Source organism: Litoreibacter meonggei (assembly GCF_003663885.1).
GTDB lineage: Bacteria > Pseudomonadota > Alphaproteobacteria > Rhodobacterales > Rhodobacteraceae > Litoreibacter > Litoreibacter meonggei.
In genome coordinates, this window is the sequence record NZ_RCCE01000006.1 from 159026 (window position 1) to 181596 (window position 22571).

25 protein-coding genes are annotated in these 22571 nt (G+C 54.5%); 15 read left to right on the top strand and 10 right to left on the bottom strand.

Going from position 1 to position 22571, the window contains the following annotated elements:
• Positions 1–3 precede the first annotated feature (3 nt).
• Both BCF46_RS16905 and ccoG read right to left on the bottom strand, forming a co-directional pair.
• Entirely contained in the window at positions 4–456 is a 453-nt protein-coding gene (locus BCF46_RS16905; protein ID WP_121027121.1) for a FixH family protein, read from the bottom strand.
• Positions 453–1874 (bottom strand): cytochrome c oxidase accessory protein CcoG, encoded by a 1422-nt coding sequence (ccoG, locus tag BCF46_RS16910; protein ID WP_121027124.1) that lies wholly within the window; start codon positions 1872–1874, stop codon positions 453–455. The genes BCF46_RS16905 and ccoG overlap by 4 nt, the downstream gene beginning before the upstream one ends.
• A 396-nt stretch (positions 1875–2270) precedes the next feature.
• On the opposite strand from ccoG, the gene rsgA reads away from it, so the two are divergent.
• Positions 2271–3275 carry a ribosome small subunit-dependent GTPase A gene (rsgA, locus tag BCF46_RS16915; RefSeq protein ID WP_342768443.1) on the top strand — a complete coding sequence of 335 codons (1005 nt, stop codon included), beginning with the start codon at positions 2271–2273 and terminating at the stop codon, positions 3273–3275.
• Between the two features lie 176 nt (positions 3276–3451).
• Here rsgA and ccoP read toward each other — a convergent pair whose 3' ends face one another.
• From ccoP to fnrL, 5 genes are all read right to left on the bottom strand, one after another.
• Positions 3452–4315: a cytochrome-c oxidase, cbb3-type subunit III gene (gene ccoP, locus BCF46_RS16920; protein WP_121027130.1), complete on the bottom strand. Its 864-nt coding sequence runs from the start codon at positions 4313–4315 to the stop codon at positions 3452–3454.
• Positions 4308–4517: a cbb3-type cytochrome c oxidase subunit 3 gene (locus BCF46_RS16925; protein ID WP_121027133.1), complete on the bottom strand. Its 210-nt coding sequence runs from the start codon at positions 4515–4517 to the stop codon at positions 4308–4310. The genes ccoP and BCF46_RS16925 overlap by 8 nt, the downstream gene beginning before the upstream one ends.
• A gap of 12 nt (positions 4518–4529) precedes the next feature.
• The gene (ccoO, locus tag BCF46_RS16930; protein WP_121027136.1) at positions 4530–5288 is read right to left on the bottom strand and encodes a cytochrome-c oxidase, cbb3-type subunit II; all 759 of its coding nucleotides are present in this window, start codon (positions 5286–5288) and stop codon (positions 4530–4532) included.
• Between the two features lie 11 nt (positions 5289–5299).
• Complete coding sequence (gene ccoN, locus BCF46_RS16935; protein ID WP_121027139.1) at positions 5300–6904, bottom strand: cytochrome-c oxidase, cbb3-type subunit I; 1605 nt, start codon at positions 6902–6904, stop codon at positions 5300–5302.
• Between the two features lie 237 nt (positions 6905–7141).
• Positions 7142–7870 (bottom strand): transcriptional regulator FnrL, encoded by a 729-nt coding sequence (gene fnrL / locus BCF46_RS16940; protein WP_121027142.1) that lies wholly within the window; start codon positions 7868–7870, stop codon positions 7142–7144.
• Between the two features lie 70 nt (positions 7871–7940).
• Here fnrL and hemN point away from each other — a divergent pair, with 70 nt between their 5' ends.
• The gene (hemN, locus tag BCF46_RS16945; protein WP_121027145.1) at positions 7941–9290 is read left to right on the top strand and encodes an oxygen-independent coproporphyrinogen III oxidase; all 1350 of its coding nucleotides are present in this window, start codon (positions 7941–7943) and stop codon (positions 9288–9290) included.
• A 1-nt stretch (position 9291) separates the two neighbouring features.
• On the opposite strand, the gene BCF46_RS16950 is transcribed toward hemN, so the two are convergent.
• Positions 9292–9528 (bottom strand): Lrp/AsnC ligand binding domain-containing protein, encoded by a 237-nt coding sequence (locus tag BCF46_RS16950; RefSeq protein ID WP_121027148.1) that lies wholly within the window; start codon positions 9526–9528, stop codon positions 9292–9294.
• Between the two features lie 130 nt (positions 9529–9658).
• Here BCF46_RS16950 and BCF46_RS16955 point away from each other — a divergent pair, with 130 nt between their 5' ends.
• The 4 genes from BCF46_RS16955 to BCF46_RS16970 are packed head-to-tail and all read left to right on the top strand — an operon-like array spanning position 9659 to position 13006.
• Positions 9659–10201, top strand: coding sequence for a 3-hydroxyanthranilate 3,4-dioxygenase (locus tag BCF46_RS16955; protein WP_121027151.1), 543 nt, complete (start codon positions 9659–9661; stop codon positions 10199–10201).
• Between the two features lie 22 nt (positions 10202–10223).
• Positions 10224–11204 carry a TRAP transporter substrate-binding protein gene (locus BCF46_RS16960; protein ID WP_121027154.1) on the top strand — a complete coding sequence of 327 codons (981 nt, stop codon included), beginning with the start codon at positions 10224–10226 and terminating at the stop codon, positions 11202–11204.
• A 3-nt stretch (positions 11205–11207) separates the two neighbouring features.
• Positions 11208–11750: a TRAP transporter small permease gene (locus BCF46_RS16965; protein ID WP_121027157.1), complete on the top strand. Its 543-nt coding sequence runs from the start codon at positions 11208–11210 to the stop codon at positions 11748–11750.
• Positions 11747–13006, top strand: coding sequence for a TRAP transporter large permease (locus BCF46_RS16970; RefSeq protein ID WP_121027160.1), 1260 nt, complete (start codon positions 11747–11749; stop codon positions 13004–13006). Before BCF46_RS16965 ends, BCF46_RS16970 begins: the two co-directional genes overlap by 4 nt.
• Positions 13007–13010: 4 nt before the next feature.
• Here the strand turns inward: BCF46_RS16970 and BCF46_RS16975 are convergent, their stop codons facing one another.
• Both BCF46_RS16975 and BCF46_RS16980 read right to left on the bottom strand, forming a co-directional pair.
• On the bottom strand, positions 13011–13874 hold the full coding sequence (locus BCF46_RS16975; RefSeq protein ID WP_121027164.1) for a sugar phosphate isomerase/epimerase family protein: 864 nt from the start codon (positions 13872–13874) through the stop codon (positions 13011–13013).
• A complete protein-coding gene (locus BCF46_RS16980) occupies positions 13871–14773 on the bottom strand; it encodes an NAD(P)-dependent oxidoreductase (protein WP_121027167.1) in 903 nt (300 codons plus the stop codon). The genes BCF46_RS16975 and BCF46_RS16980 overlap by 4 nt, the downstream gene beginning before the upstream one ends.
• Positions 14774–15103: 330 nt before the next feature.
• Between BCF46_RS16980 and gmd the strand changes: the two genes are divergently transcribed.
• The 9 genes from gmd (at position 15104) to BCF46_RS17025 (ending at position 22543) form a co-directional block, all read left to right on the top strand.
• The gene (gene gmd, locus BCF46_RS16985; RefSeq protein WP_121027170.1) at positions 15104–16210 is read left to right on the top strand and encodes a GDP-mannose 4,6-dehydratase; all 1107 of its coding nucleotides are present in this window, start codon (positions 15104–15106) and stop codon (positions 16208–16210) included.
• A complete protein-coding gene (locus tag BCF46_RS16990; protein WP_121027173.1) occupies positions 16210–17145 on the top strand; it encodes a GDP-L-fucose synthase family protein in 936 nt (311 codons plus the stop codon). Before gmd ends, BCF46_RS16990 begins: the two co-directional genes overlap by 1 nt.
• A complete protein-coding gene (locus tag BCF46_RS16995) occupies positions 17142–18314 on the top strand; it encodes a DegT/DnrJ/EryC1/StrS family aminotransferase (protein WP_121027176.1) in 1173 nt (390 codons plus the stop codon). Before BCF46_RS16990 ends, BCF46_RS16995 begins: the two co-directional genes overlap by 4 nt.
• Positions 18314–19762 (top strand): mannose-1-phosphate guanylyltransferase/mannose-6-phosphate isomerase, encoded by a 1449-nt coding sequence (locus tag BCF46_RS17000; RefSeq protein WP_121027179.1) that lies wholly within the window; start codon positions 18314–18316, stop codon positions 19760–19762. The genes BCF46_RS16995 and BCF46_RS17000 overlap by 1 nt, the downstream gene beginning before the upstream one ends.
• A gap of 33 nt (positions 19763–19795) precedes the next feature.
• Positions 19796–20473, top strand: coding sequence for a Crp/Fnr family transcriptional regulator (locus BCF46_RS17005; RefSeq protein ID WP_121027182.1), 678 nt, complete (start codon positions 19796–19798; stop codon positions 20471–20473).
• Between the two features lie 89 nt (positions 20474–20562).
• Positions 20563–20775: a YgaP family membrane protein gene (locus BCF46_RS17010; RefSeq protein ID WP_121027185.1), complete on the top strand. Its 213-nt coding sequence runs from the start codon at positions 20563–20565 to the stop codon at positions 20773–20775.
• Positions 20776–20777: 2 nt separating this feature from the next.
• On the top strand, positions 20778–21209 hold the full coding sequence (locus tag BCF46_RS17015; protein ID WP_121027649.1) for a YeeE/YedE family protein: 432 nt from the start codon (positions 20778–20780) through the stop codon (positions 21207–21209).
• A gap of 3 nt (positions 21210–21212) precedes the next feature.
• Positions 21213–21647, top strand: a complete 435-nt coding sequence (locus BCF46_RS17020) for a DUF6691 family protein (RefSeq protein WP_121027188.1) — start codon at positions 21213–21215, stop codon at positions 21645–21647.
• 14 nt (positions 21648–21661) lie between these two features.
• Positions 21662–22543 (top strand): MBL fold metallo-hydrolase, encoded by an 882-nt coding sequence (locus BCF46_RS17025; protein ID WP_121027191.1) that lies wholly within the window; start codon positions 21662–21664, stop codon positions 22541–22543.
• Positions 22544–22571 lie beyond the last annotated feature (28 nt).

The window sequence follows — 22571 nt, forward strand, 5'->3', positions numbered from 1 at the left end:
CGCTCATTTTGGGACTACAAATGGAATCCGCTGCTCAAACACAGTTCCATCTTCTGCGATCGCCCTCAAGCGAAGGTTCCAGTTTCCCGATGCCAACTCAGCAGCGGCCAGATGCGCCGTTCCATCAAAACTGAACGCAGGCGATTGATCCTGGCTTATATTGGTAGCACGCCCCAGAGTAGAGTTGATTGACGCTGGATCCACTGGTCCGCTCGCGTCTCTGATTTCAAGGCGCAGCACTCCATCTGCGTATCCGGCCTTCACATCCCAACCTAAGGAAAGCTGCGCCTTACGGCGCGCATCAAAGCTCTGGCTCGCAACATAGGAGTTCTTCGTCTCAAGTCCTGGGAAGGTCCGGACTGCCTGGAACGCGAGCGTCAAGTTAACACCGATAATAATGCTAAACCCGAACGCAAACATCGCGAAGACGTGGATGCCTTTTATCTCCCGAGTCATCGGCCAGCTTCCTTCCCGTTGAACACTGAATTGGTATGGGCGCGTTCGCCAGAGATTACGTCCTCCACCCAGAAACGCAAATCGGTGCGTGCCGCAGTGGCACTTGGGTCACCACGGCGGGCAGTTACATACACCCGCTGAAGTTTTGTTTCGTTTGCAGGAACGACAACACTCATCAGATCCGTCCCTTCCAGATCGATGCGCAGCACTTCTTCCGATGTCAGCGACATGTGGAACTCTCGATCATCGCCGTGCTTGTTCAGCAACCGGATATCATAGGCGTTGCGGATCGAGCCGTCGGACATCGTCACAAAGGTCGGATTACGAATAGGCGAAACCGTCATATCGATCTCTGGGCGAATGAACAATGCGAACAGAAGCCCCAAGCCAATTGTTGACCACAAAAAAGTGTAAACCAGTGTACGGGGGTGCAAGATATGCTTCCAGATGGGTTTAGGCTTGCCGCCAGCACGTTCGACCGGCTCATCCGACAGCGCCAGATAATCGATCAATCCGCGCTCTTTGCCAACCTTCGCCATAATGTCGTCGCAGGCATCAATACACAGGGCACAGGTGATACACTCCATCTGCTGCCCATCCCGAATGTCGATCCCCATAGGGCAGACATTCACGCAAGCCATGCAGTCGATGCAATCGCCAGTTGTCCCATCGTGTTTTTTGCCCCGAGGTTCGCCGCGCCATTCGCGGTAACCAACCGTGATCGTATCCTCATCCATCATCGCACCTTGAATCCGCGGCCATGGGCACATGTAGATACAAACCTGTTCACGCATGAAGCCGCCGAATACGAAGGTCGTCGCCGTCAGCACGCCAATCGTAGCATAAGCAACTGGGTGGGCATTAAAGGTCACAAGATCAACAGCCAGCTTTGGCGCATCCGTGAAATAGAACACCCAAGCGCCGCCAGTTGCGATCGCGATCAGCAACCAAACCAGCCACTTAGTGAACCGGAGCCGCCATTTGCGAATATCCCATTTAGCCCTCCAAAGACGAACACGGGCGTTCCGGTCACCCTCAATCCAGCGTTCCACAAGGATAAACAGGTCTGTCCACACGGTCTGGGGGCACGTATAGCCGCACCACACGCGGCCCAACGCCGAGGTAAACAGAAACAGGCCAAGACCGGCCATAATGAGAAGGCCGGCCACGAAGTAGAACTCGTGCGGCCATATCTCAATCCAGAAGAAGTAAAAGCGCCGCCCTGCGAGGTCAATCAAGACAGCTTGATCTGGCAAATTGGGCCCACGGTCCCAACGAATCCAAGGAGTTAGGTAGTATATCCCCAACGTGATTGCCATAATCCACCACTTGAACGTGCGGAAAAATCCACTGACTTTGCGCGGAAAAATCGGCTCCTGTGCAGCATACAGGGCGGGTGGAGTATCGGTTTTGCTCATTTCAGAATCGTCCGGAATTTTTTCATCTGTTCGCAGCGTGTGTTTGCAATCATAGCACTTACAGGTCCTTGACCCAGATCAATCGGCAAACTGCGACATCATCGTCCGGCTGGATAGCGCGGCCAGATCGTGTTATGCATCTCGCGTCAACATGGAGATTTTATGTCCCGTTAAAGTGGGGAGCAACAAAGCTCCCGACGAAAAGCCGAAACTCAATCGCGCGTCTGCTGATATTTAGCAGGCGAGGGTTTGGCTTGAGTCTTCCAAAACACTCTAACTCACCGCCGGGCAACGCCCGAAGCCGGAACATGAAAGCACGCATCTATGACACGAGATTACTCCAAATTCCTCCCCACAAGTAGCAGCGAATTTTCGCAGCGACCTGAGCTTTCCCCATTGGCCGCCCTAGGATGGCAACAGTTCTTCGCCCAACAAATCAGCGTCAAGCAGATGGAGGAAACTCCCCCCCTGCGTGTCACCGAAGTCCACCGCAACGGACTACAGGCCCGTGGGGAGGACATCGACATGCATATCCCACACGGTCCCGAGGCAACGGTTGGAGATTGGATACTTCTGAACCGCGAACTTCCCTCGGCCAGCGAGGTGCTAGAACGCAAAAGCCTTATCAAGCGTCGCGCACCGGGACGGACTCTTGGCATTCAATTGATCGCTGCCAATCTGGACACGGCCTTCATCGTGTCATCGTGCAACGACGACTTCAATGTGGCGCGCATAGAACGATTCATTGCCCTTGCATTCGAGGCCGATTTAGCACCCGTCATTGTTCTAACGAAGGTAGATAAATGTGAGGCGCCGGAAGCCTATATCGAGCAGGCCAAAGCCATCTCTCCTCTGGTACCGGTTGTGGCGCTCAACGCAAAAAGTGATGAACCACAAACGATGTTGGCAGAGTGGTGCAAGCCCGGACAAACGGTGGCCTTTCTGGGATCGTCAGGTGTCGGTAAATCTACGCTGACGAACGCGTTGGCGGGGGACACTGCGATCACAACACAGGCGGTCCGCGAAGACGACGCCCGTGGACGTCACACTACCACTCGGCGAAATTTGTACTTTCTCGCATCAGGCTGCGCGGTGCTGGACACGCCGGGCATGCGCGAGTTGCAACTCACCGATAACGCCGCTGGCGTGGCAGAGATGTTTTCAGATTTGGACGAGTTGGGAATGCAGTGCAAATTCAATGACTGTAAACACAAGGTAGAGCCCGGATGCGCCGTTCTGACGGCAGTCGAACGCGGTGAAATTGATGCGACACGTTTGGCGCGATGGCAAAAACTTGTCGCCGAAGACCTCCATAATTCCGCGACTCTTGCCGAGCGCCGCACGAAGGACAAAGCCTTTGGGAAGATGGTGCGCAACGCCCAACAAAAGAAAAAGAGGTAGCTCACTCTCACGCTCCTCTCATATAAAAATGCCCGCCAAGCTCTCGCTGGCGGGCATTTTCATTTGCCGAACCCGCGCCCTAAGCCGAATGCGCGAACAGGAGGCTCAGGGGCGGGGGATCACACGCTAGGTTCGAATTCCTCCCGAAGTAGCGTGCGAACTTTGCGAGGCGTGGCTCACTCGCCACCACCTTTTTGGTGAACATAGGCCGCAACGGCATTAATTTGCGCATCAGACAAACGAGGTGACCAAGGTGGCATGACACCGAACCGCGCATTGGTGATTGTTTCGGTCAAAGCTTCATCGGATTCGCCATAGAGCCAGACCGAGTCCGTCAGATTAGGTGCACCCTGTTCGCGATCGCCGATACCGGTGTCACCGTGGCAAGCTGTGCAGTTATCCACAAACAACTCGTTGCCTTGCTCAATCAATGTCGTGTCGTGATCCAAGCCGGACAAGGATTGAACGTATGCGACCAGCGCTGCGATTTCTTCCTTCTCCAGTTGCTCTCCAAAAGCGGGCATTTCGGAATACCGGGCATCCTCGTCTTGCTCGTTGCGGATACCGTGGCGGACCGTTGTAACGATCGCTTCCATATCACCGCCCCAAAGCCAGTCGTCATCCAATAGGTTTGGGTAACCTACAGCACCGGCAGCGCCCGAGCCGTGGCATTGCGAACAATTGTTCGCAAAGACCGATGCGCCGGCAGAAACCGCGTATTGATGCAGTGGTTCGTTGTCCTTTAGGGCATTCAAATCAACTGCTGCAAGCTGGGTATTCAGCTCGGAATTTGCCTCTTCCACTCGGGCAATCTCTGCGGCCACCTCGGCGCGCGTCGAATACCCGAGAAAACCAGCTGTCGCGGACGACACCAATGGCCATGCAGGGTAAGCGATCGAGTAGATCACAGCCCATACGATGGTCATGTAAAGCGTCCAGAGCCACCACCGAGGCAACGGCGTGTTCAGTTCTTCGATGCCGTCGTAGGAATGGCCAGTCGTGTAGGTTTTCGTGGCCTCGTCATATCTTGGCTCATCCATTGTCTTGGCCTTTCAGTAGTGCGGCATCCGAGTCGTCCGCGGCGGGACGGTCTTCATTGCGAAAAGGTGCTTGGCTGATGTCGTCATGCATCGACCGCGAGCCCGGACGAAACGCCCAAAGGATCACCCCAAAGAAAAATGCAAACATAGCGAGCAACACCCAGCTGTCTGCCAGTTGCCGCAGGAAGGAATAGGTATCCATCACTCCCCCTCCTTAGCGAGACGCATCGGGAGTGAAGGTGGAGAAATCCACCAACGTACCGAGCATCTGTAAGTAAGCCACCAAGGCATCCATTTCCGACACGCCTGACGCGTTGTCGAAATTGCGCGTCTGCGCACCAGGATAGCGTTCCAGCAGCCCGTCCCAATCCGCGTCCGGGTCCGACTGCGCCATGAAATCCGCTTGCGCGGTTTCAATCATCTCGTCGGTGTAAGGCACACCGACAAAGCGATGCGTCTTCAAAGTTGCCTGGATATACTTGCCATCAATTTTGACGTCCTTGAGAAACGAGTACTTAGGCATAACGGACTCGGGCACCACGGATTGCGGGTCGCTCAAATGGCTTACGTGCCATTCGTCCGAGTAACGGCCACCCACGCGTGCCACGTCGGGTCCAGTACGCTTGGACCCCCATTGGAACGGGTGATCATACTGCGACTCTGCGGCCAGAGAGTAGTGGCCATAACGCTCTACTTCGTCGCGCATCGGGCGGATCATCTGCGAGTGGCAAAGGTAGCACCCTTCACGCACGTAGATGTCGCGACCTGCAAGCTCCAGCGGGGAGTAAGGGCGCATGCCCTCCACATCCTCGATGGTGTTCTCTAGGTAGAACAATGGCGCGATTTCGACGATACCACCGATGCTGACCACAACCAGTGATGCAACCATCAGCAAGGTGCCGTTCCGCTCAAGCGCCCCATGGCGCTCAAGAAAGCTGCGGCGTTTCTTCGGGTTTGTTTTCTCAGATGTCATTCATCCGCTCCTTATTCCGCAGCCACGCCGACGGGGGCCTTCACAGAAGCTCCTCCGCGTATGGTCATCCACATGTTCCAAACCATGATCAGCCCGCCGGCGAGATACAAAACCCCACCCAAACCGCGCACCACGTTCATCGGGAACTTAGCGGATACGGTGTCGGCAAAGCTGTTCACCAGGAAGCCTTGCGCGTCGACTTCGCGCCACATCAGACCCTCCATGATACCACTGACCCACATCGACGACGCGTAGAGAACGATGCCGATGGTCGCCAACCAGAAGTGCGTGTTGATGGCAGAGATCGAATACATCTTCTCACGTCCCCAAAGTTTCGGTGTCAGGAAGTAGATCGCCGCGAAGGTAATCATGCCATTCCAGCCAAGAGCGCCGGAGTGCACGTGTCCAATGGTCCAGTCGGTATAGTGCGACAGCGAGTTCACCGCGCGGATCGACATCATCGGGCCTTCGAAGGTCGACATGCCGTAGAAGGCAAGCGAGGCCACCATCAGACGGATGATTGGGTCGGTGCGCAACTTGTCCCATGCGCCTTGCAGGGTCATCAGACCGTTGATCATGCCACCCCATGACGGCATCCACAGCACGATCGAGAACACCATGCCCAGCGTAGACGCCCAGTCAGGCAATGCGGTGTAGTGCAGATGGTGCGGACCGGCCCAGATATACAGGAAGATCAGCGCCCAGAAGTGGATAATCGACAGTTTGTAGGAATACACCGGACGACCTGCTTGCTTTGGCACGAAGTAGTACATCATGCCAAGGAAGCCCGCGGTCAGGAAGAAGCCCACGGCGTTGTGGCCATACCACCATTGCGTCATGGCATCTTGCACACCGGCGAAAACCTGTACGGATTTGGAACCCCAAATCGAAACCGGGATGGACAGGTTATTAACGATATGCAGCATTGCTACGGTCACGATGAACGACAAGAAGAACCAGTTGGCCACATAGATGTGGCGCTCCTTGCGAGTCAGAATGGTCCCTAAAAATACAGCCAGATAGGCAACCCAAACAATGGTTAGCCAGATATCGACGTACCATTCAGGCTCGGCATATTCTTTGGATTGCGTGGCGCCCAAGAGATATCCGGTTGCCGCCAATACAATGAACAGGTTGTAGCCCCAGAACACGAACCACGCGAGGTTGCCCCCCCAAAGCCGCTGCGCGGATGTACGTTGAACGACATAGAATGAAGTTGCGATCAGCGCGTTGCCACCGAATGCGAAGATGACGGCTGATGTGTGCAATGGACGAAGGCGTCCAAAGTTCGCATAAGGCTGAGCCCAATCGAAGTTCAAAACAGGAAATGCAAGTTGGAACGCAATAAACGTGCCCACCAAGAACCCCGTAACGCCCCAGAAGGCCGTCGCGACGATCCCAAAGCGCACAGGGCCATCCATGTAGCCCGTCACATCCCCAGCCGAGACAGCTACAGGCTCATCTGTATGCCGAAGCACCCAAACGAACATGACGATCCCAACCACAAAAATCAAAAGCGCGTGTACTTGGTAAGCCAAGTCGTGCGCCCAGTTTGCCGCAAGAGCAGCAAACAGTATGACGCCTCCCAGCAGTATTAGCTTGATATAATTAAGCATTTCTCACCCGTTCCGTTCATTCCTGACCGCTCGCAAAGGGAATCCCCCTACCTCGGCATGGCTGCAAATGCCTAATTCTCCGAGGACGAACCTTGATATAAGTCAAAAGACACCAATGGGCAGCCAACCTAGTGAGCTTTTTATGTTCACAATCGACCGCTGCCTGCCACACCGTAATCAAAAAAAATGAAAAAGCTTTGTATCGCCGACTGGCGGGACGCTCTTTGCGGCGTTGATTTACGCCAGCGTCGCACCGTCACTGTCGTCGCCGGCTTCGTCAAGCAAGCGATTGAGGTCTGGAATTGTCACCTTACGCGTACCTTCTAGAACCAGAACGCCGTCACGCTTCAATGCCGCCATCTGACGGCTGACGGTTTCGATGGTCAGTCCCAGATAGTCAGACATGGCATCGCGCGTCAGCGGAAGCTCCAATTGCAGTATCTCACCCTCTTTACGGCCTAGACGTCGCACGCAGATAAGCAAGAAGCTTGCGATCTTTTCACGCGCTGTTTTACGTCCTAGTAGCAGCATCCAATCGCGTGCCGCATCCAGTTCATCAAGCGCGATTTCAACCAAGCGCTCTTGAACATGCGGCGTCGCGTGAGTGACTTTCTCAAAAGGCTTTTTGTGAAAGTGGCACAAAGTCAACTCGGAGACTGCGGTCACATCATAAGAGGCCGTGTCGCGACCTGGGCGTCCGATAAAATCTGAGGGAAGTAACAAACCAACCATTTGCATACGTCCGTCAATCATAGACCGAGACAGTGTCGCGACCCCGGAAACCACAGAGGCAACAAAAGTCATAGGATCACCCATCAAAACCACGGACGCCCCTGCCGGATAGGTCTTGTAATATTTGATCTTATCAAGTTCCAACAACTCGTCTGCCGTGCAACGCGAGCAGATAGCTCTCGGCCGGATAGGACAATTTGCGCAGGACTTAGGGCTCAGATCAATTTGGGTCATAGACCCTACATGATTGAGAACTTGATCAGGATCAAGGTTTGCCCCATGAGATTGGATCAACTAGGGCAGTATGACACAGCACGAAACTCTTCGCCGCTACGGCCTATTCACTTCCCGCGCGCCACGATACACGAGCTATCCCACCGCGCCGCATTTCAATGCTGAAATTGGCCCAGCAACGATGGCGGGCTGGCTTGAACAAGTGCCTGAAGGCACGACGGTTTCGCTATATATACATATCCCGTTCTGCCGCAGGTTGTGCTGGTTTTGCGCCTACCGCACTCAAGGCACAAAAACCGACGCCCCATTACGCGCCTATCTCGACATGCTCAAAGCCGAACTGGCGATGGTTGCGAACAGCTTGCCCGCAGGCGTCAAACTGGGTCGCCTCCATTGGGGAGGCGGAACCCCAACAATTCTGCCAGCCACGATGATTACAGAACTGGCGGAAGAAATTGATCGGTTTTTTTCCCTGTCCTCAAGCTCAGAGTTTTCCGTCGAAATCGACCCGACACTAATTGATGCTGAAAAGATCGCAGCTTTAGGTGCTGCGGACCTATCCCGCGTCAGCATTGGCATTCAGGACTTCGACCCGCATGTGCAATCGGCGATCGGCCGCATTCAAAGTTATGAAGACACCAAATGGGCTGTTGGGGCGTTAAAAGACGCAGGCGTAAAAAATCTAGATCTCGATATTCTATACGGACTACCATTCCAGACGGCTGACAGCTTGGCCGATACCGTATCAAAAACACTGCTTCTGTCCCCGGATAGGATCGCCTTATATGGATACGCGCATGTACCTTGGGCGGCCAAGCGGCAGGTGCTCATCCCCGAAGACAACTTGCCAGATGGTCCAACTCGCTATGCGCTGTTTCACATGGCATCCCAACTTTTCAACGCAACCGGCTACGATGCCGTAGGAATCGACCACTTTGCACGCGCAGGGGACAGCTTACTGAACGCCTCCCTAAACGGAACTCTGCGTCGTAACTTCCAAGGCTACACCGATGATCAGGCCGAAGTATTGATCGGCATCGGGGCATCATCCATCTCGCGTTTTCCAGCCGGCTATACCCAGAACGCATCGGGCACTGGCGAGTATACGGCGGCGATCGCTTCGGGCAAACTCGCCACCAAGCGTGGACATGCAATGACGTCTGATGACGCTTTGCGCGCTCAACTGATTGAAGACCTGATGTGTCGGTTCGCGATTGATTGCTCAGATGTCGCAGAACGTGTCGGCGTCGATCAGACTAAGGTTGAAAGCATCGCTGCCGACCTTCATAGGCGCTACGCAGATGTGACCAAGATAAGCTCCAATACTTTGACCTTATCTGAGCCTGCATTATCTCGCCTGATGGCCATGAATCTGGACACCTACCAGACGCCGTCGAATAGACACTCGCTCGCGATCTGATCTAGAATGCCTTGAAGGTCAGAGTGGTCAAAGTCCGCTCTATTCCGGAGATGCTCAGTAGATTGTCATTAATGAATTGCCCAATGTCATCACCTTCCGGCACGTAGACCTTAAGCAACAAATCAAACGCGCCCGACGTGGAATAAAGTTCGGAATGGAACTCCCTCAAGACAATTTCCTCGGCGACCTTATAGCCTTGCCCCGGCTTGCATCTGATTTGAACAAACACGCAATTCATCTGGGTCTCCCTGACTGCAGTTCATCGCACCTTGCCACGCCTCTGGACCCGAGGAAAGTGCCCCTACAACATTGACAGACGTCAAGATGCGACGTTTCATCAACGATGTAGAGTCTGGGGAGATATAAAAATGGGCAAACTAAGCGCCTTCAATTTCAAGTCTTGGATAGACGAACATCGTCACCTGCTGAAACCGCCTGTCGGCAACAAGATGGTTTTTGAACATGCCGACCTGATGGTCACCGTGGTCGGCGGCCCCAACAAGCGCACAGATTACCACGACGATCCGGTGGAGGAGTTCTTCTACCAGTTAGAAGGCGACATGCTGTTGAAGCTCTATGACGGCGAGGAATTCTACGACGTTCCAATCCGCGAGGGCGATGTGTTTTTGTTGCCACCCCATATCCGCCACTCCCCTCAGCGCCCGCAAGAAGGCTCTGTTGGGTTAGTGATCGAACCCAAAAGACCCGCAGGCGCGTTAGATGCTATTGAGTGGTACTGCTTTGAGTGTGGCACGCGCGTGCATCGCGCCGAATTGGCCCTAAAGTCCATCGTCGATGATCTGCCACCAGTTTACGCGACATTTTACGAAAATGAAGACCTGCGCACATGCCCCAACTGTAAGGCCGTGCACCCCGGTAAGGAGCCACCTGAAGGCTGGGTCCAGCTTTAAAATTCCAACTAGGAGAACCAAAATGACCAAAGCCTTTCTCAAAGGCCTCGCCACTGGCGTCGCCACATTAGCGCTTAGCGCTACGGCGACCTTCGCAAATGACTTTCGCCTCGGGTTGATTACTCCCCCGTCCCACATCTGGACGAAAGCCGCCGAAGATTTCGGCGCGGCGTTGAAGGATGCCTCAGATGGCTCGCATTCTGTCACGGTATTCCCATCACGCCAATTGGGCAACGAAGCTCAGATGCTGCAACAACTGCAAACCGGCGCACTGGATATGGCGTTCATGACCGTGGCCGAGGTGTCCAACCGCGCGCCTGACTTCGGCGCGTTCTACGCGCCGTTCCTCGCCAAGGATATCGCGCATGCTGGTCGCATCCTACGCACCGATGCCGCGACTGACATGCTGGGGCAACTCCCCGCAAAAGCAGGCGTCGTCGGGATCGGGTACGGCATGGCGGGCCTACGCCAAATCGTGTCGCGCGGCGAGGTAAATTCCGCTGCTGATCTCAAAGGTCTGAAACTGCGCATCACGCCGTTCGAGCCGATCTTGGACTTCTACAACGCGCTAGAAGCCGCCCCGACACCAATGCCCCTGCCCGCAGTGTACGACGCGCTGGCCAACGGCCAAGTGGACGCGATTGATATGGATGCGGAGCTGATCTGGAAGCTTAAATACTATGAGCACGCCGACACTGTTGTCGCGTCCAACCACATGATGTTCCCGATGGTTGGCCTTGTCTCTGCCCGCATCTGGAAAGACTTGAGCGAAGATGACCGCGCAGCCATAACGTCATTGATGCAAGAGCAGCTTGAAGGCGTGATCGACACCTATGTGGCCCAAGACCCGGAGTGGATGAAGCAAGTCGAAGCCACTGGGAAGACCTACAAAACCGTTGGTCCGGAGTTCTTCGGCGATGCCGCGGCCGCTTGGGAAGCCAAGTGGAGCGAGAAATCTTCCCAACTTGGTGCGATCCGTGACGCGGCGGCCAGCGTCGAATAGGTGATGCTGGTAAGGCTGTCCAAATATTGGGCGAGGGTGGAAATCGCCCTCGCCTCTTTCTGTGCGGTGCTGGTCACCGCGCTGATCCTACTAAACGTGGTAACCCGCGCCTTCAACGCGTCGATTTATTGGGTCGACGAGGCCGCAATCTACGCGATGGTGTGGATGTGCTTCCTCGCCGCGTCCGCCGCCTTGCATGAACGCAGCGCTGTTTCTGTAACAGTGGTACGGGATTTGCTGGGGGAATTCGGCCAGAAATGGCTAGGACGCGCCGTGGACGTCTGCGTTCTTATCTTCGCCATTGCGCTTTTGTACTTCGCGTGGCGCTGGCTGATGCCATTGGATCTCTTGCACGCAGGGTTTGACGTCGAAGCCTTCCAAAGCGAAACTTTCAACTTCGTCTACGCCGAACCCACCACGACACTTGGCATCCGCAAAATCTGGGTCTGGTCCGTTCTGGGACTGTTTGTGTTTGGCACTTTGCTACATGCGGTCGCTAATCTGCTGTCGCCGTTACCCAAAACCAAACCGATGGCCCAAACATGACGCCATTTATTTTCGCGGCCCTGCTGTTTGGCGCGGTGCCTATTGCGCTTGTCCTGATTCTGACCGCCGTTTGGTACATCGCAGAAAGCGGCAACACCGTCCTGTTCGACAGTTTCATGCAGCAGCTTTTCTCGGGCGTCGAAAACTACGGCCTGCTTGCTATCCCGCTATTCATGCTCACCGGAGAGTTGATGAATGAAGGCGGTATGACCACCCGCCTGATCAACGCGGCGCGGGTGTTCGTGGGCGGATTTCGCGGCGGGCTGGCTTACATCAACCTGCTTGCCAACATGTTCATGGCCGCGATCATCGGCTCTGCCGCGTCACAGATCGCCGTCATGAGCCGCGCCATGGTTCCCGCCATGGAGAAAGAAGGCTACGACAAAGGCTTCGCAGCTGCGACCACAGCGGCGGGCGGGCTATTGGCACCGGTCATCCCGCCATCCATGCTGTTCGTCATTTATGGCGTTCTGGCCCAAATCCCCATTGGCGATATGTTTCTGGCGGGCATCATTCCCGGCTTCATTCTGGTGGTGGTGTTCTTTCTGGTGATCACCCTCATCGGTTTCTTTCGCGACATGCCCAAAGGCGCCTGGATGAGCCGCAAGGAAGCGCAGGCGGCGCTGCTTGCCTGCCTTCCCGCCGCATTAATCCCCGCCTCGATTATCGGCGGCATCTTGTTTGGCATTGCCACGCCAACAGAATCCGCCGCCGTAGCATCCTTGATAGCCTTCCTCATCGGTTGGCTGATTTACCGCGAGATAAACCCCGCGAAGCTTGGCGTACTATTTGCGCGCACGGCACGAAACGCCTCGATGGTGATATTCATGATTGCTGCCGCCAACGTCTTTGGCTGGGTAATCATCTATGAAGCTCTGCCGCAAAAGCTGGCCTCATTGATAGTCACAATCACCGCCGATCCATTCATCTTTTTATTGATCGTCAACCTAGCCCTGCTCATTGTTGGTATGCTGATCGACGGCATAGCAGCGCTGATCTTGGTCACCCCAATCTTGCTGCCCATCGCCATGAATAACTATGATATTGACCCGTTCCACTTTGGCGTGGTGATGAGCCTCAATCTGGTTTTAGGCCTTCTCACGCCGCCAGTTGGTGTCGGGCTGTATATCGCATCCGCAATGTCTGGCGCGTCGCCCGGCCAAATTTTGAGGGCGCTTTGGCCATTTTTACTGGCCGTAGCGGGCGTTCTTATACTGCTCAGCTATTTTCCCTGGCTGTCAACTGCACTCATTTGAAGCACTAAGCGAACGTGTCTTTAAAAACCTTGATGCACTGACGGAACCCGTCTTCAAAATTACCGTTTCCAGGATGATAGACGCTCTCAAAACTGACCACTCCGCCATACCCGTCATCCCGAAGCGCTTGCGCTATTGGCGCAAATAGCGGGCCAAGCTGACCTTCACCCATACGTCGCACCTCCAAGGTGGCACGTGGCGTATCGACCTGCACATCCTTGATGTGGACATGGCCCAAATACCCGTTCTTCACTTCCTGATAGCCATCCGGGAAAGCCAATTCGTGGCACCAGCAATTGTTGCCCGGATCCCAAAGCACTTTCAGAGCATCTTTGGCATCCAACTCGTCAATCAACCTCCGCGCGGTGTAGTTGGAGTTAACCATTGTACCGTTTCCCGTCTCGACCACCAAGGTCATCCCCTCTGCACGGGCTAATTCAACTGCCGGTGCTATCATCGGGGCCATCGTACCCCATGCGCCATGCGCCACGTTCCATTTTTCGGCGCCGTTATGTCCCCACAGGATTTGCTCCTTCTTCTGGGTCATAATCCGCACCAAAGGCGAGCCGACGACTTGCGCCATTTCGATCACGCGCTTCAACGCATCCATGTGTTTGGTATGCTCCTCATCACCGGCGCGGGTCGCAGTGGTTGTTCCCGCAAAGATATGCCGAGACAAACAGGAAACAGGTTTACCGCGACCACGCAGCAACGCGTCGATTTCCTTAATTTCAGCCGAACTATGATCGCCCACTTCGGTATCACCAACGAATTGAAGCTCCGCATATTCGAGACTGAACTCATCCATCACGTCCAAGGCATGTTTCAAGTCGCGGCTGATGCCGTCACAAATAACGCCCAGCTTCATTTGGACCCCTCGCGATGCAGTTCCGCCCCAATGATCTCCTCGATTACGCGGGTACAAACCCAGTTATCGCCGTTTGGATATTTCGTGCGCCCCGCGTGAAATAACTGCATCGCAGCGGCGGCGGTGTGAAGCGGGACGCCCAAGCGTTCCCCCAAATTCATCGAGATCGTCAGATCCTTGTGCATCGTATTGATATGGCTGCCAGTTCCCTCAAACTGGCGGTCGATAATCTTCTCCAAAGCGTTGTTTACAACGCCGCAGCCCGCAGAGGACGTCGAAAAAACGTCGAGAATGATCTGCCCCGGAACACCCGCCTTAGCCGCCAGCGCCGCCGCCTCGAACGTGGCTGAGAATTGCGCGCCAATCAAAGACTGAAGACACGCCTTGACCGTCTGTCCCTGCCCCGGCGTTGTGCCGACGCGATGGATGCTCGACGACACGGCCTCCATAACAGGCGCAAACTCGTCGAGCGTGTCATCTGGTGCAGCGGCCATCATAGTCAGCGTTCCCCCCTGCGCCCCCGGAAACCCGCCTGAAACGGGTGTGTCGATCAAATGGATACCCGAGCCTTGCATCGCCTGCCCGATTTCCTCAGCCTCTACCGGCTTTAAAGTCGCACTCAGGATGACGGCCCCGCCTTTGGGCATGTGAGCGACGAGTCCCGCCTCGCCCAAAATGACTTCTTTGGCCTCATCGCCATTCATCACCATGACAAAAACTGCGTCCGACGCAGCTCCAACCTCGGCACTACTTGCGGCGAGCCGCCCACTCATCGCCTCAAATGCCGCCATTCGATCCGGTTTCAGGTCGTGCCCTGTAACTCGAAACCCGTTCCTGATCAGGTTTTTGGCAAGCCCGCTGCCCATATCCCCTAGACCGATAACCCCTGTGGTTTTCATTTGAAAAACCTCCCGTGCTTTCCGCCGAAGCCTTTCGGCGGCGTTTGAAAATAGCCTAAGCGGCTGGTTTTCGCGGGGATTTCACGCGTCATATTGTGACGTCGGGCGGGTCCGGAAGACACCCCGCTGCCCGGTTACGTGGCCAAACGGTAGCACTTGGCCCCGCAGTCTGGCAATAATTTCAAGATCGACGGAAGAGGGTCGCCGCCTTCACAGTTTGCATCAAACGCCATTTACTTGTGCCAACGAAGCAAATGCGCGGACATTGCTGGATTTCACCGCGCCCGTATGGCAAGACCTAAAGTCAGAACAGGCAGCAGGAATACCATTGTGAAAAAGGCCCTTATCACCGGCGTAACCGGACAGGACGGCTCTTATCTGGCGGAGTTATTGCTCGAGAAAGGCTACGAGGTTCACGGCATCAAGCGCCGCGCGTCGTCGTTCAATACACAACGCGTGGATCATATCTACCAAGACCCGCATATCGACAATGCGCAGTTCATGCTGCACTACGGCGACCTGACCGACAGCTCAAACCTGACACGTATCATCTCAGAGGTTAAACCCGACGAAGTATATAACCTCGGCGCGCAGTCGCATGTGGCCGTCAGTTTTGAAGCGCCCGAATACACTGCGGATGTGGACGCCATGGGCACCCTGCGTCTTTTGGAGGCGATCCGCTTTCTTGGTCTGGAAAAGAAAACCCGTTTCTATCAGGCTTCCACTTCGGAACTATACGGTTTGGTACAAGAGACCCCCCAAACTGAAACCACACCATTCCACCCGCGCAGCCCCTATGCCGTCGCCAAAATGTACGCTTATTGGATCACGGTGAACTATCGCGAGGCTTACGGAATGTACGCCTGCAACGGAATTTTGTTTAACCACGAAAGCCCGCGGCGCGGCGAGACCTTTGTGACCCGCAAGATCACCCGTGGTTTGGCTAATATTTCCCAAGGGCTGGAAGACTGCCTGTACATGGGCAACATTGATGCGTTGCGAGATTGGGGCCACGCCAAAGACTATGTCCGTATGCAGTGGATGATGTTGCAGCAGGACAAACCGGACGATTTCGTGATCGCAACTGGCAAACAATACTCCGTTCGTCAGTTTATTACATGGTCGGCTGAACACCTTGGCCTAACGCTTCGTTTTGAGGGAGAGGGCATTGGTGAAACCGCAACGGTTGCCGCCATTGAGGGCGACAAGGCACCCGGCTTGAAAGTAGGCGACGTGATACTTCGAATTGATCCGCGTTATTTTCGCCCAGCGGAAGTCGAAACACTTCTTGGTGATCCAGCCAAGGCGAAGCGTGAGCTTGGTTGGACCCCCGAAATCTCGACGCAAGAAATGTGTGCCGAGATGGTGGAAGAAGACCTCAAAGAAGCGCGGCGCGCCGTTGTCATGAAGGCCCATGAGGCCGAGCGGAAAGCCTGATGGCACCGCTCAGCGAGAAGCGCATTCTACTGACAGGTGGTGGCGGTATGGTCGGCCAAAATCTGTTGCAAGCCGCCAAAAATTTGCGAGTTGATCACCCGACAAGCAGCCAATTGGATCTGACCAACACTGGTGATGTGCAGTCCTACCTGCAGGACACTAAACCTGACCTGGTCATCCACGCTGCCGGTAAGGTCGGCGGCATTCAAGCCAACATGGCGGACCCCGTTGGGTTTCTGGACAAAAACCTTGCGATCGGGCGCAATCTGATTATGGGTGCCTACGAGGCGAGGGTTCCAGAATTTCTAAACCTCGCCTCGACCTGCATCTATCCGCGTAACGCACAAAACCCGCTGCGCGAGGAAATGGTGCTGACCGGCGAATTGGAACCGACCAACGAGGGCTACGCCATCGCCAAAATCGCAGCGCTACGTCTGTGTGAATACATCCGCAGGCAACGGTCAGATTTACAATACAAGACCTTGATCCCGTGCAACCTGTATGGTCCGCACGACAACTTTCACCCCGAGAAATCCCACTTGCTGCCCGCGATTATCCGCAAGGTTCACGATGCTAAGTTAAGCGGTGAGGGCGAGGTGGAGATTTGGGGAGACGGAACTGCACGTCGGGAATTCATGTATGCCGGGGACCTCGCAAAGGTCATTCTGGAGGCCGCCGACCGTATAGAAACTGTTCCTGACCTGATGAACACCGGGCTAGGGCATGACCACTCAATCAACGACTATTACCAAGCGGTGGCAGATGTCCTGGAATGGGATGGTACTTTCACCCATGATCTATCCAAACCTGTTGGAATGAAACAAAAACTTTGCTCAACTGAACGTGCAGATGCTTGGGGTTGGCGCGCCTCCACCTCGCTTACGGACGGCATTGCTAAGACTTACGCCTTTTTTCTGGAGAACCACGTCTCATGAGCTTCAAATACCCTTTGGCCACTTCATCGTGGGATCAAGACGAGCAGGACGCTTTGCAGCGGGTGATTGCATCCGACCGCTTTTCGATGGGCGAAGAAGTTGCCATCTTCGAAAAACAGTTCGCTGCCCATTTCGGGTCGAAATACTCCGTGATGGTCAACTCGGGCTCATCCGCAAACCTGCTTATGGTTGCCGCGCTTTTCTACTCTCAGAACTCTGATTTGAACCTTAAAGCCGGCGACGAAGTCATCGTGCCGGCAGTGTCATGGAGCACCACGTATTTCCCGCTTCAGCAGTACGGGCTAAAACTGAAGTTCGTCGATATAGACGCCGAAACACTGAACTACGACCTTGATGCCCTGGCAGATGCGGTCAGCGACAAAACCCGTGCCCTTATGGTTGTAAACCTGCTGGGCAACCCGAACGACTTCGACCACCTCAACAAGATCGTATCCGGTCGTGAGATCGTGATGATTGAGGATAATTGTGAGTCTATGGGCGCGAGTTTCGGCGGCAAGCAGGCCGGTACCTTTGGCGTGATGGGTAGCTACTCGTCCTTCTTCTCGCACCACATCTCAACCATGGAAGGCGGTTTAGTCGTCACTGACGACGAGGAACTATATCACATCATGCTGTCCCTACGCGCGCACGGCTGGACTCGTAACCTTCCTAAAGAAAACACACTGACGGGCACAAAAAGCGATGATCCGTTCGAGGAGTCGTTCAAGTTCGTTCTCCCAGGCTACAACCTACGCCCGCTGGAGATGTCGGGCGCTTTGGGACAGGCGCAATTGCGCAAATTGCCCAAGTTGATCAATGGTCGCCGTGATAACGCTGCCCGCTTTCAGGAAAAAATGCGCGATCACCCGATCTTCTCCATCCAAAAGGAAACGGGACACAGCAGCTGGTTTGGCTTTAGCTTGGTGGTGAGGGAAAGTGCGAATATTTCGCGCAAACAAGCAATCGCGGCTCTCACGGATGCAGGCTTCGAGTGTCGACCAATTGTGACGGGCAATTTTGCCAAGAATGATGTTCTGAAGTACTTTGACTACGAAGTGCACGGCGAGCTTAAAAACGCCGATTACATTGATCAAAACGGATTGTTTATTGGGAACCATCACTATCCCATCCTAGACGCTTTTGATGTTCTTGCAGAGGTGACAATCTAATGAGTGACGTTATTCATCCGCTCCTGTTATGTGGGGGATCTGGGACCAGACTTTGGCCATTGTCTCGCAAAAGCTACCCTAAGCAATTTGCTCAGCTGACCGGCGAAGAAAGCCTGTTTCAAGCATCCGCAAGACGCTTGGCCGGAGACGGGTTTGCTGCCCCCATGATCGTCACCGGTTCTGATTTTCGCTTCACCGTCAAGGAACAGCTTGTCGACGTAGGAATGTCCCCCGACGCGATCATCATTGAACCCATGGGCCGCAACACGGCCCCTGCGATCCTCGCTGGCGCATTGGTGCTCGAGGCGGAAAACCCAGATGCGTTGATGCTGGTTGCCCCGTCCGATCACGTTATCCCGGACCAAGAGCGCTTTCGCGCCGTGGTTCAAGCCGCCATTCCCGCGGCAATCGACGGCCAATTGGTGACATTTGGTATACGGCCGGATCGCGCAGAAACGGGATATGGTTGGCTCGAGGTGACGACAGCCCCGTCACTCGATTTTGATCCCGTCGCACAGCCACTCAAAGCCTTCGTTGAAAAGCCGGACTCAGATACCGCACAGGCGATGTTGGATGGTAAAACGCATCTTTGGAATGCGGGTATTTTCCTTTTTTCGACCAGTGCGATAATCGCTGCATTCGAAACTTATGCACCAAACATGCTGGCAGGCGTCAGAGCCGCAGTGGCCGATGCGCAAAGTGACATCGGTTTCACACGACTGGCCGAAGATCCGTGGGAAAAGTTGGGAAGCGACTCTATTGACTACGCCGTGATGGAAAAAGCCAAAAATTTAAGTGTAATGCCATACGGCGGCGCTTGGTCTGATCTCGGGGGCTGGGACGCCGTTTGGCGCGAAACCGGTCCCGACGCACACGGCGTCGTAACCAATGGTCCCTCCACTGCACTCGACTGTCAAAATACACTGTTGCGCGCGGAGGACGGCAAACAGGTATTGGTTGGCATCGGGCTAGAAGATATCATTGCTATCGCCATGCCCGACGCTGTCTTGGTGGCCCATAAAGACCGCGCGCAGGACGTTAAGAAAGCCGTAGCCGCGCTGAAAGAGCAGGAGGCTCCGCAGGCCGAAACCCTGCCGCGTGATTATCGCCCTTGGGGGTGGTTCGAGAGTCTCGGTACAGGAACACGCTTTCAGGTGAAGCGTATTGTTGTAAACCCCGGCGCCGCCCTATCATTGCAAAGCCACAAACATCGAGCGGAGCATTGGATCGTGGTCGAAGGCACCGCGAAAGTCACAATTGATGACGAAGTGAAGCTCGTTGAAGAGAACCAGTCCGTCTACATTCCGCTAGGTGCGGTTCACCGAATGGAAAATCCTAAGGATATTCCAATGGTCTTGATCGAGGTTCAAACAGGCAGCTATCTAGGTGAAGATGACATCATTCGTTACGAAGACATCTATGCCCGCGGCCAGGGTGCGAAAGGCTGACGGATGCACCTTGAGGTTGATTGAGGAACAAGAATGAACCCGGAGTCTTTGGATACCGAATGGGTTGAACGCTTTCCTGGCTTATCGCGGCTGGAACCCAAGACCAAAACGCTGCTGGTTCAACGCAGTACGGTCGTCATCATGCCTGAAAAGACCGTTATTTTCGGCCCGGGAAAGTCGCCAGAAAACATGTTGTTCTTGCTGAGCGGGACGGTGCGGGTGCAGCAAGTTTCCGAAACTGGTCACGAAATCGTCCTATACCGCATCAACGCAGGTGAAAGTTGCGTCCTGACGACGGCTTGTTTGTTGGCATATGATGACTACTCCGCAGAAGGTATTGCGGAATCCGAAGTGCAGGCAGCAGCAGTCCCACGCCAAGTTTTTGACGATCTGGTTGCTCAGTCACCGTCCTTTCGCAACTTCGTCTTCGCCGCTTTTTCAAAGCGCATCACGGACCTTTTTCTGGTGATTGACGAAGTCGCGTTCCAACGCATGGATGTGCGCCTCGCCCACAAGTTGATCGAACTGTCCAAGGGAAACCATCAGATTTCAACCACTCATCAAAAACTGTCAGTGGAGCTTGGGACAGCGCGCGAAGTCATTTCGCGGCAGCTTCAGGAATTTCAGCGCCGGGGTTGGGTTGCGCAGTCTCGTGGCACTGTGAAAATACTGGATCGCACAAAACTCGAAAGCCTTGCGGATAGGGACTAGTTTCGCACCAGAACGCTTATGTGACTTTGTCACTGATAGAATTTCGAAATGAGTATAGTGATTCCTAAGATTATGAAGGAGTCCAATCTATGACTATGAATGTTGGCACAATTGACCGCGCGTTTCGACTGCTACTGGGTGTCGTTCTTTTGCTCGCGCCGTTTATCAGCGAAATGGCACTATTCAATTCGACCATCGTCACGGCAATCTCGGTGATTGCGGGTATTGTGATGCTGGTTACCTCTCTTACCCGCTCTTGCCCTCTTTATTCGATCTTCGGCATCAAGACCTGCAAGGCTTGATCGTGGAGACCGTTTTTACACCGTGGCAGTCGTTAAGTGGCGGCGTTTTGATTGGCGTGGCCTCTATACTGTTGATGGCCACATTGGGCCGTATCATGGGTGCCACCGGCATACTTTCTGGCCTGTTATCACCATCCAGCACGAGTGACTTTGGTTGGAGGGCTGCGGTGCTTCTTGGTATGGTTTCTGGACCTGTCGCCGTGATGGTGGTCACTGGGCAAATGCCTGTAATACAAGTGCCCACTCCAACGACAATGTTGGCTGTCGGTGGCTTCCTTGTGGGCATCGGGGTAACGTTTGGATCCGGTTGCACGTCAGGACACGGTGTCTGCGGAATGGCCCGATTGTCGGCGCGCTCCTTCGCGGCAACCATCACTTTTATGTTGACCACCGGCATCACAGTCTACGTCGTTCGCCATGTGTTGGGAGGCTGATCCATGCGCCTTATCGTAAGTTATATTAGCGGTCTGATCTTTGGGATCGGCATCTCAATCTCCGGCATGGCAAACCCAGCCAAGGTGCTGAACTTCTTTGACGTCGCGGGCACTTGGGACCCCAGCCTGATCTTCGTTATGGGGGGTGCCCTAATGGTGACCTTTGTCGGTTACCGTTTCGTACTGCACCGGCCAGCACCAACGTTTGAAGAAACCTTCAAGCTTCCCGCAAGCAACGAGCTTGATCTTCCATTGATCGGCGGTTCAGCGGTCTTCGGGATCGGCTGGGGTATCGCTGGGTTTTGTCCAGGTGGAGCATTGCCTGCGCTTGGGACGGGCCGTTCAGAAGTTATCATTTTCACCATCGCGCTGGTTTCTGGTATTTTCGCAGCAAAGGGCTTGCAACGATTGAGCGCGACAAAGGCAGCATCCGTTTAATAGAGAGGACTCCCATGACCTACCCCGTGAATATGGACGTCAAACCCATAGTGTCGGCTCATTTCGATGAGGCTACCAACACGATCAGCTACATCGTTCGCGATCCGTCCAGCACCCATTGCGCGATCATCGATAGCGTGATGGACATCGACTACGCCGCGGGCCGGATCACATATGATCACGCCGATAAATTGATCGAAGAGATCAAGAGCCAAGGCCTGACATTGGACTGGATCATCGAGACCCACGTTCACGCCGACCACCTGAGCGCCGCGCCTTATATCCAAGACAAGCTCGGTGGAAAAATCGGCGTTGGCGAAAAAATCATGGTCGTGCAGGAAACCTTCGGCAAGGTCTTCAATGAGGGCACTGAATTCCAGCGCGATGGCTCCCAGTTCGACGCGCTCTTCAAAGACGGTGACACCTACATGGTTGGCAACATGCAGGGTTTCGCGATGTTTACACCCGGTCACACACCTGCATGCATGGTGCACGTAATGGGTGACGCCGCTTTCGCGGGCGACACGCTGTTCATGCCCGACGGCGGCTCGGCCCGCGCTGACTTCCCCGGCGGAGACGCTGGTGAATTGTATGACAGCATTCAGAAAGTTCTATCCTTGCCTGACGAAACGCGTCTGTTCATGTGTCATGACTATGGCCCCAATGGCCGCGCGATTGAGTGGGAAACTACTGTCGCCGAGCAAAAGGCCAACAACATCCATGTTGGGGGCGGCAAAACCCGAGAAGAGTTCATAAAGTTCCGCACCGAACGCGATGCTCAGCTTGACATGCCAAAGCTAATCATCCCGTCCCTACAAGTGAACATGCGCGCCGGGGAAGTGCCAACAGATAAGGACGGCAATCCGATGCTCAAAGTTCCTGTGAATAGCCTCTAAGCCACTTTTCACAAAACGACTAGCTGAT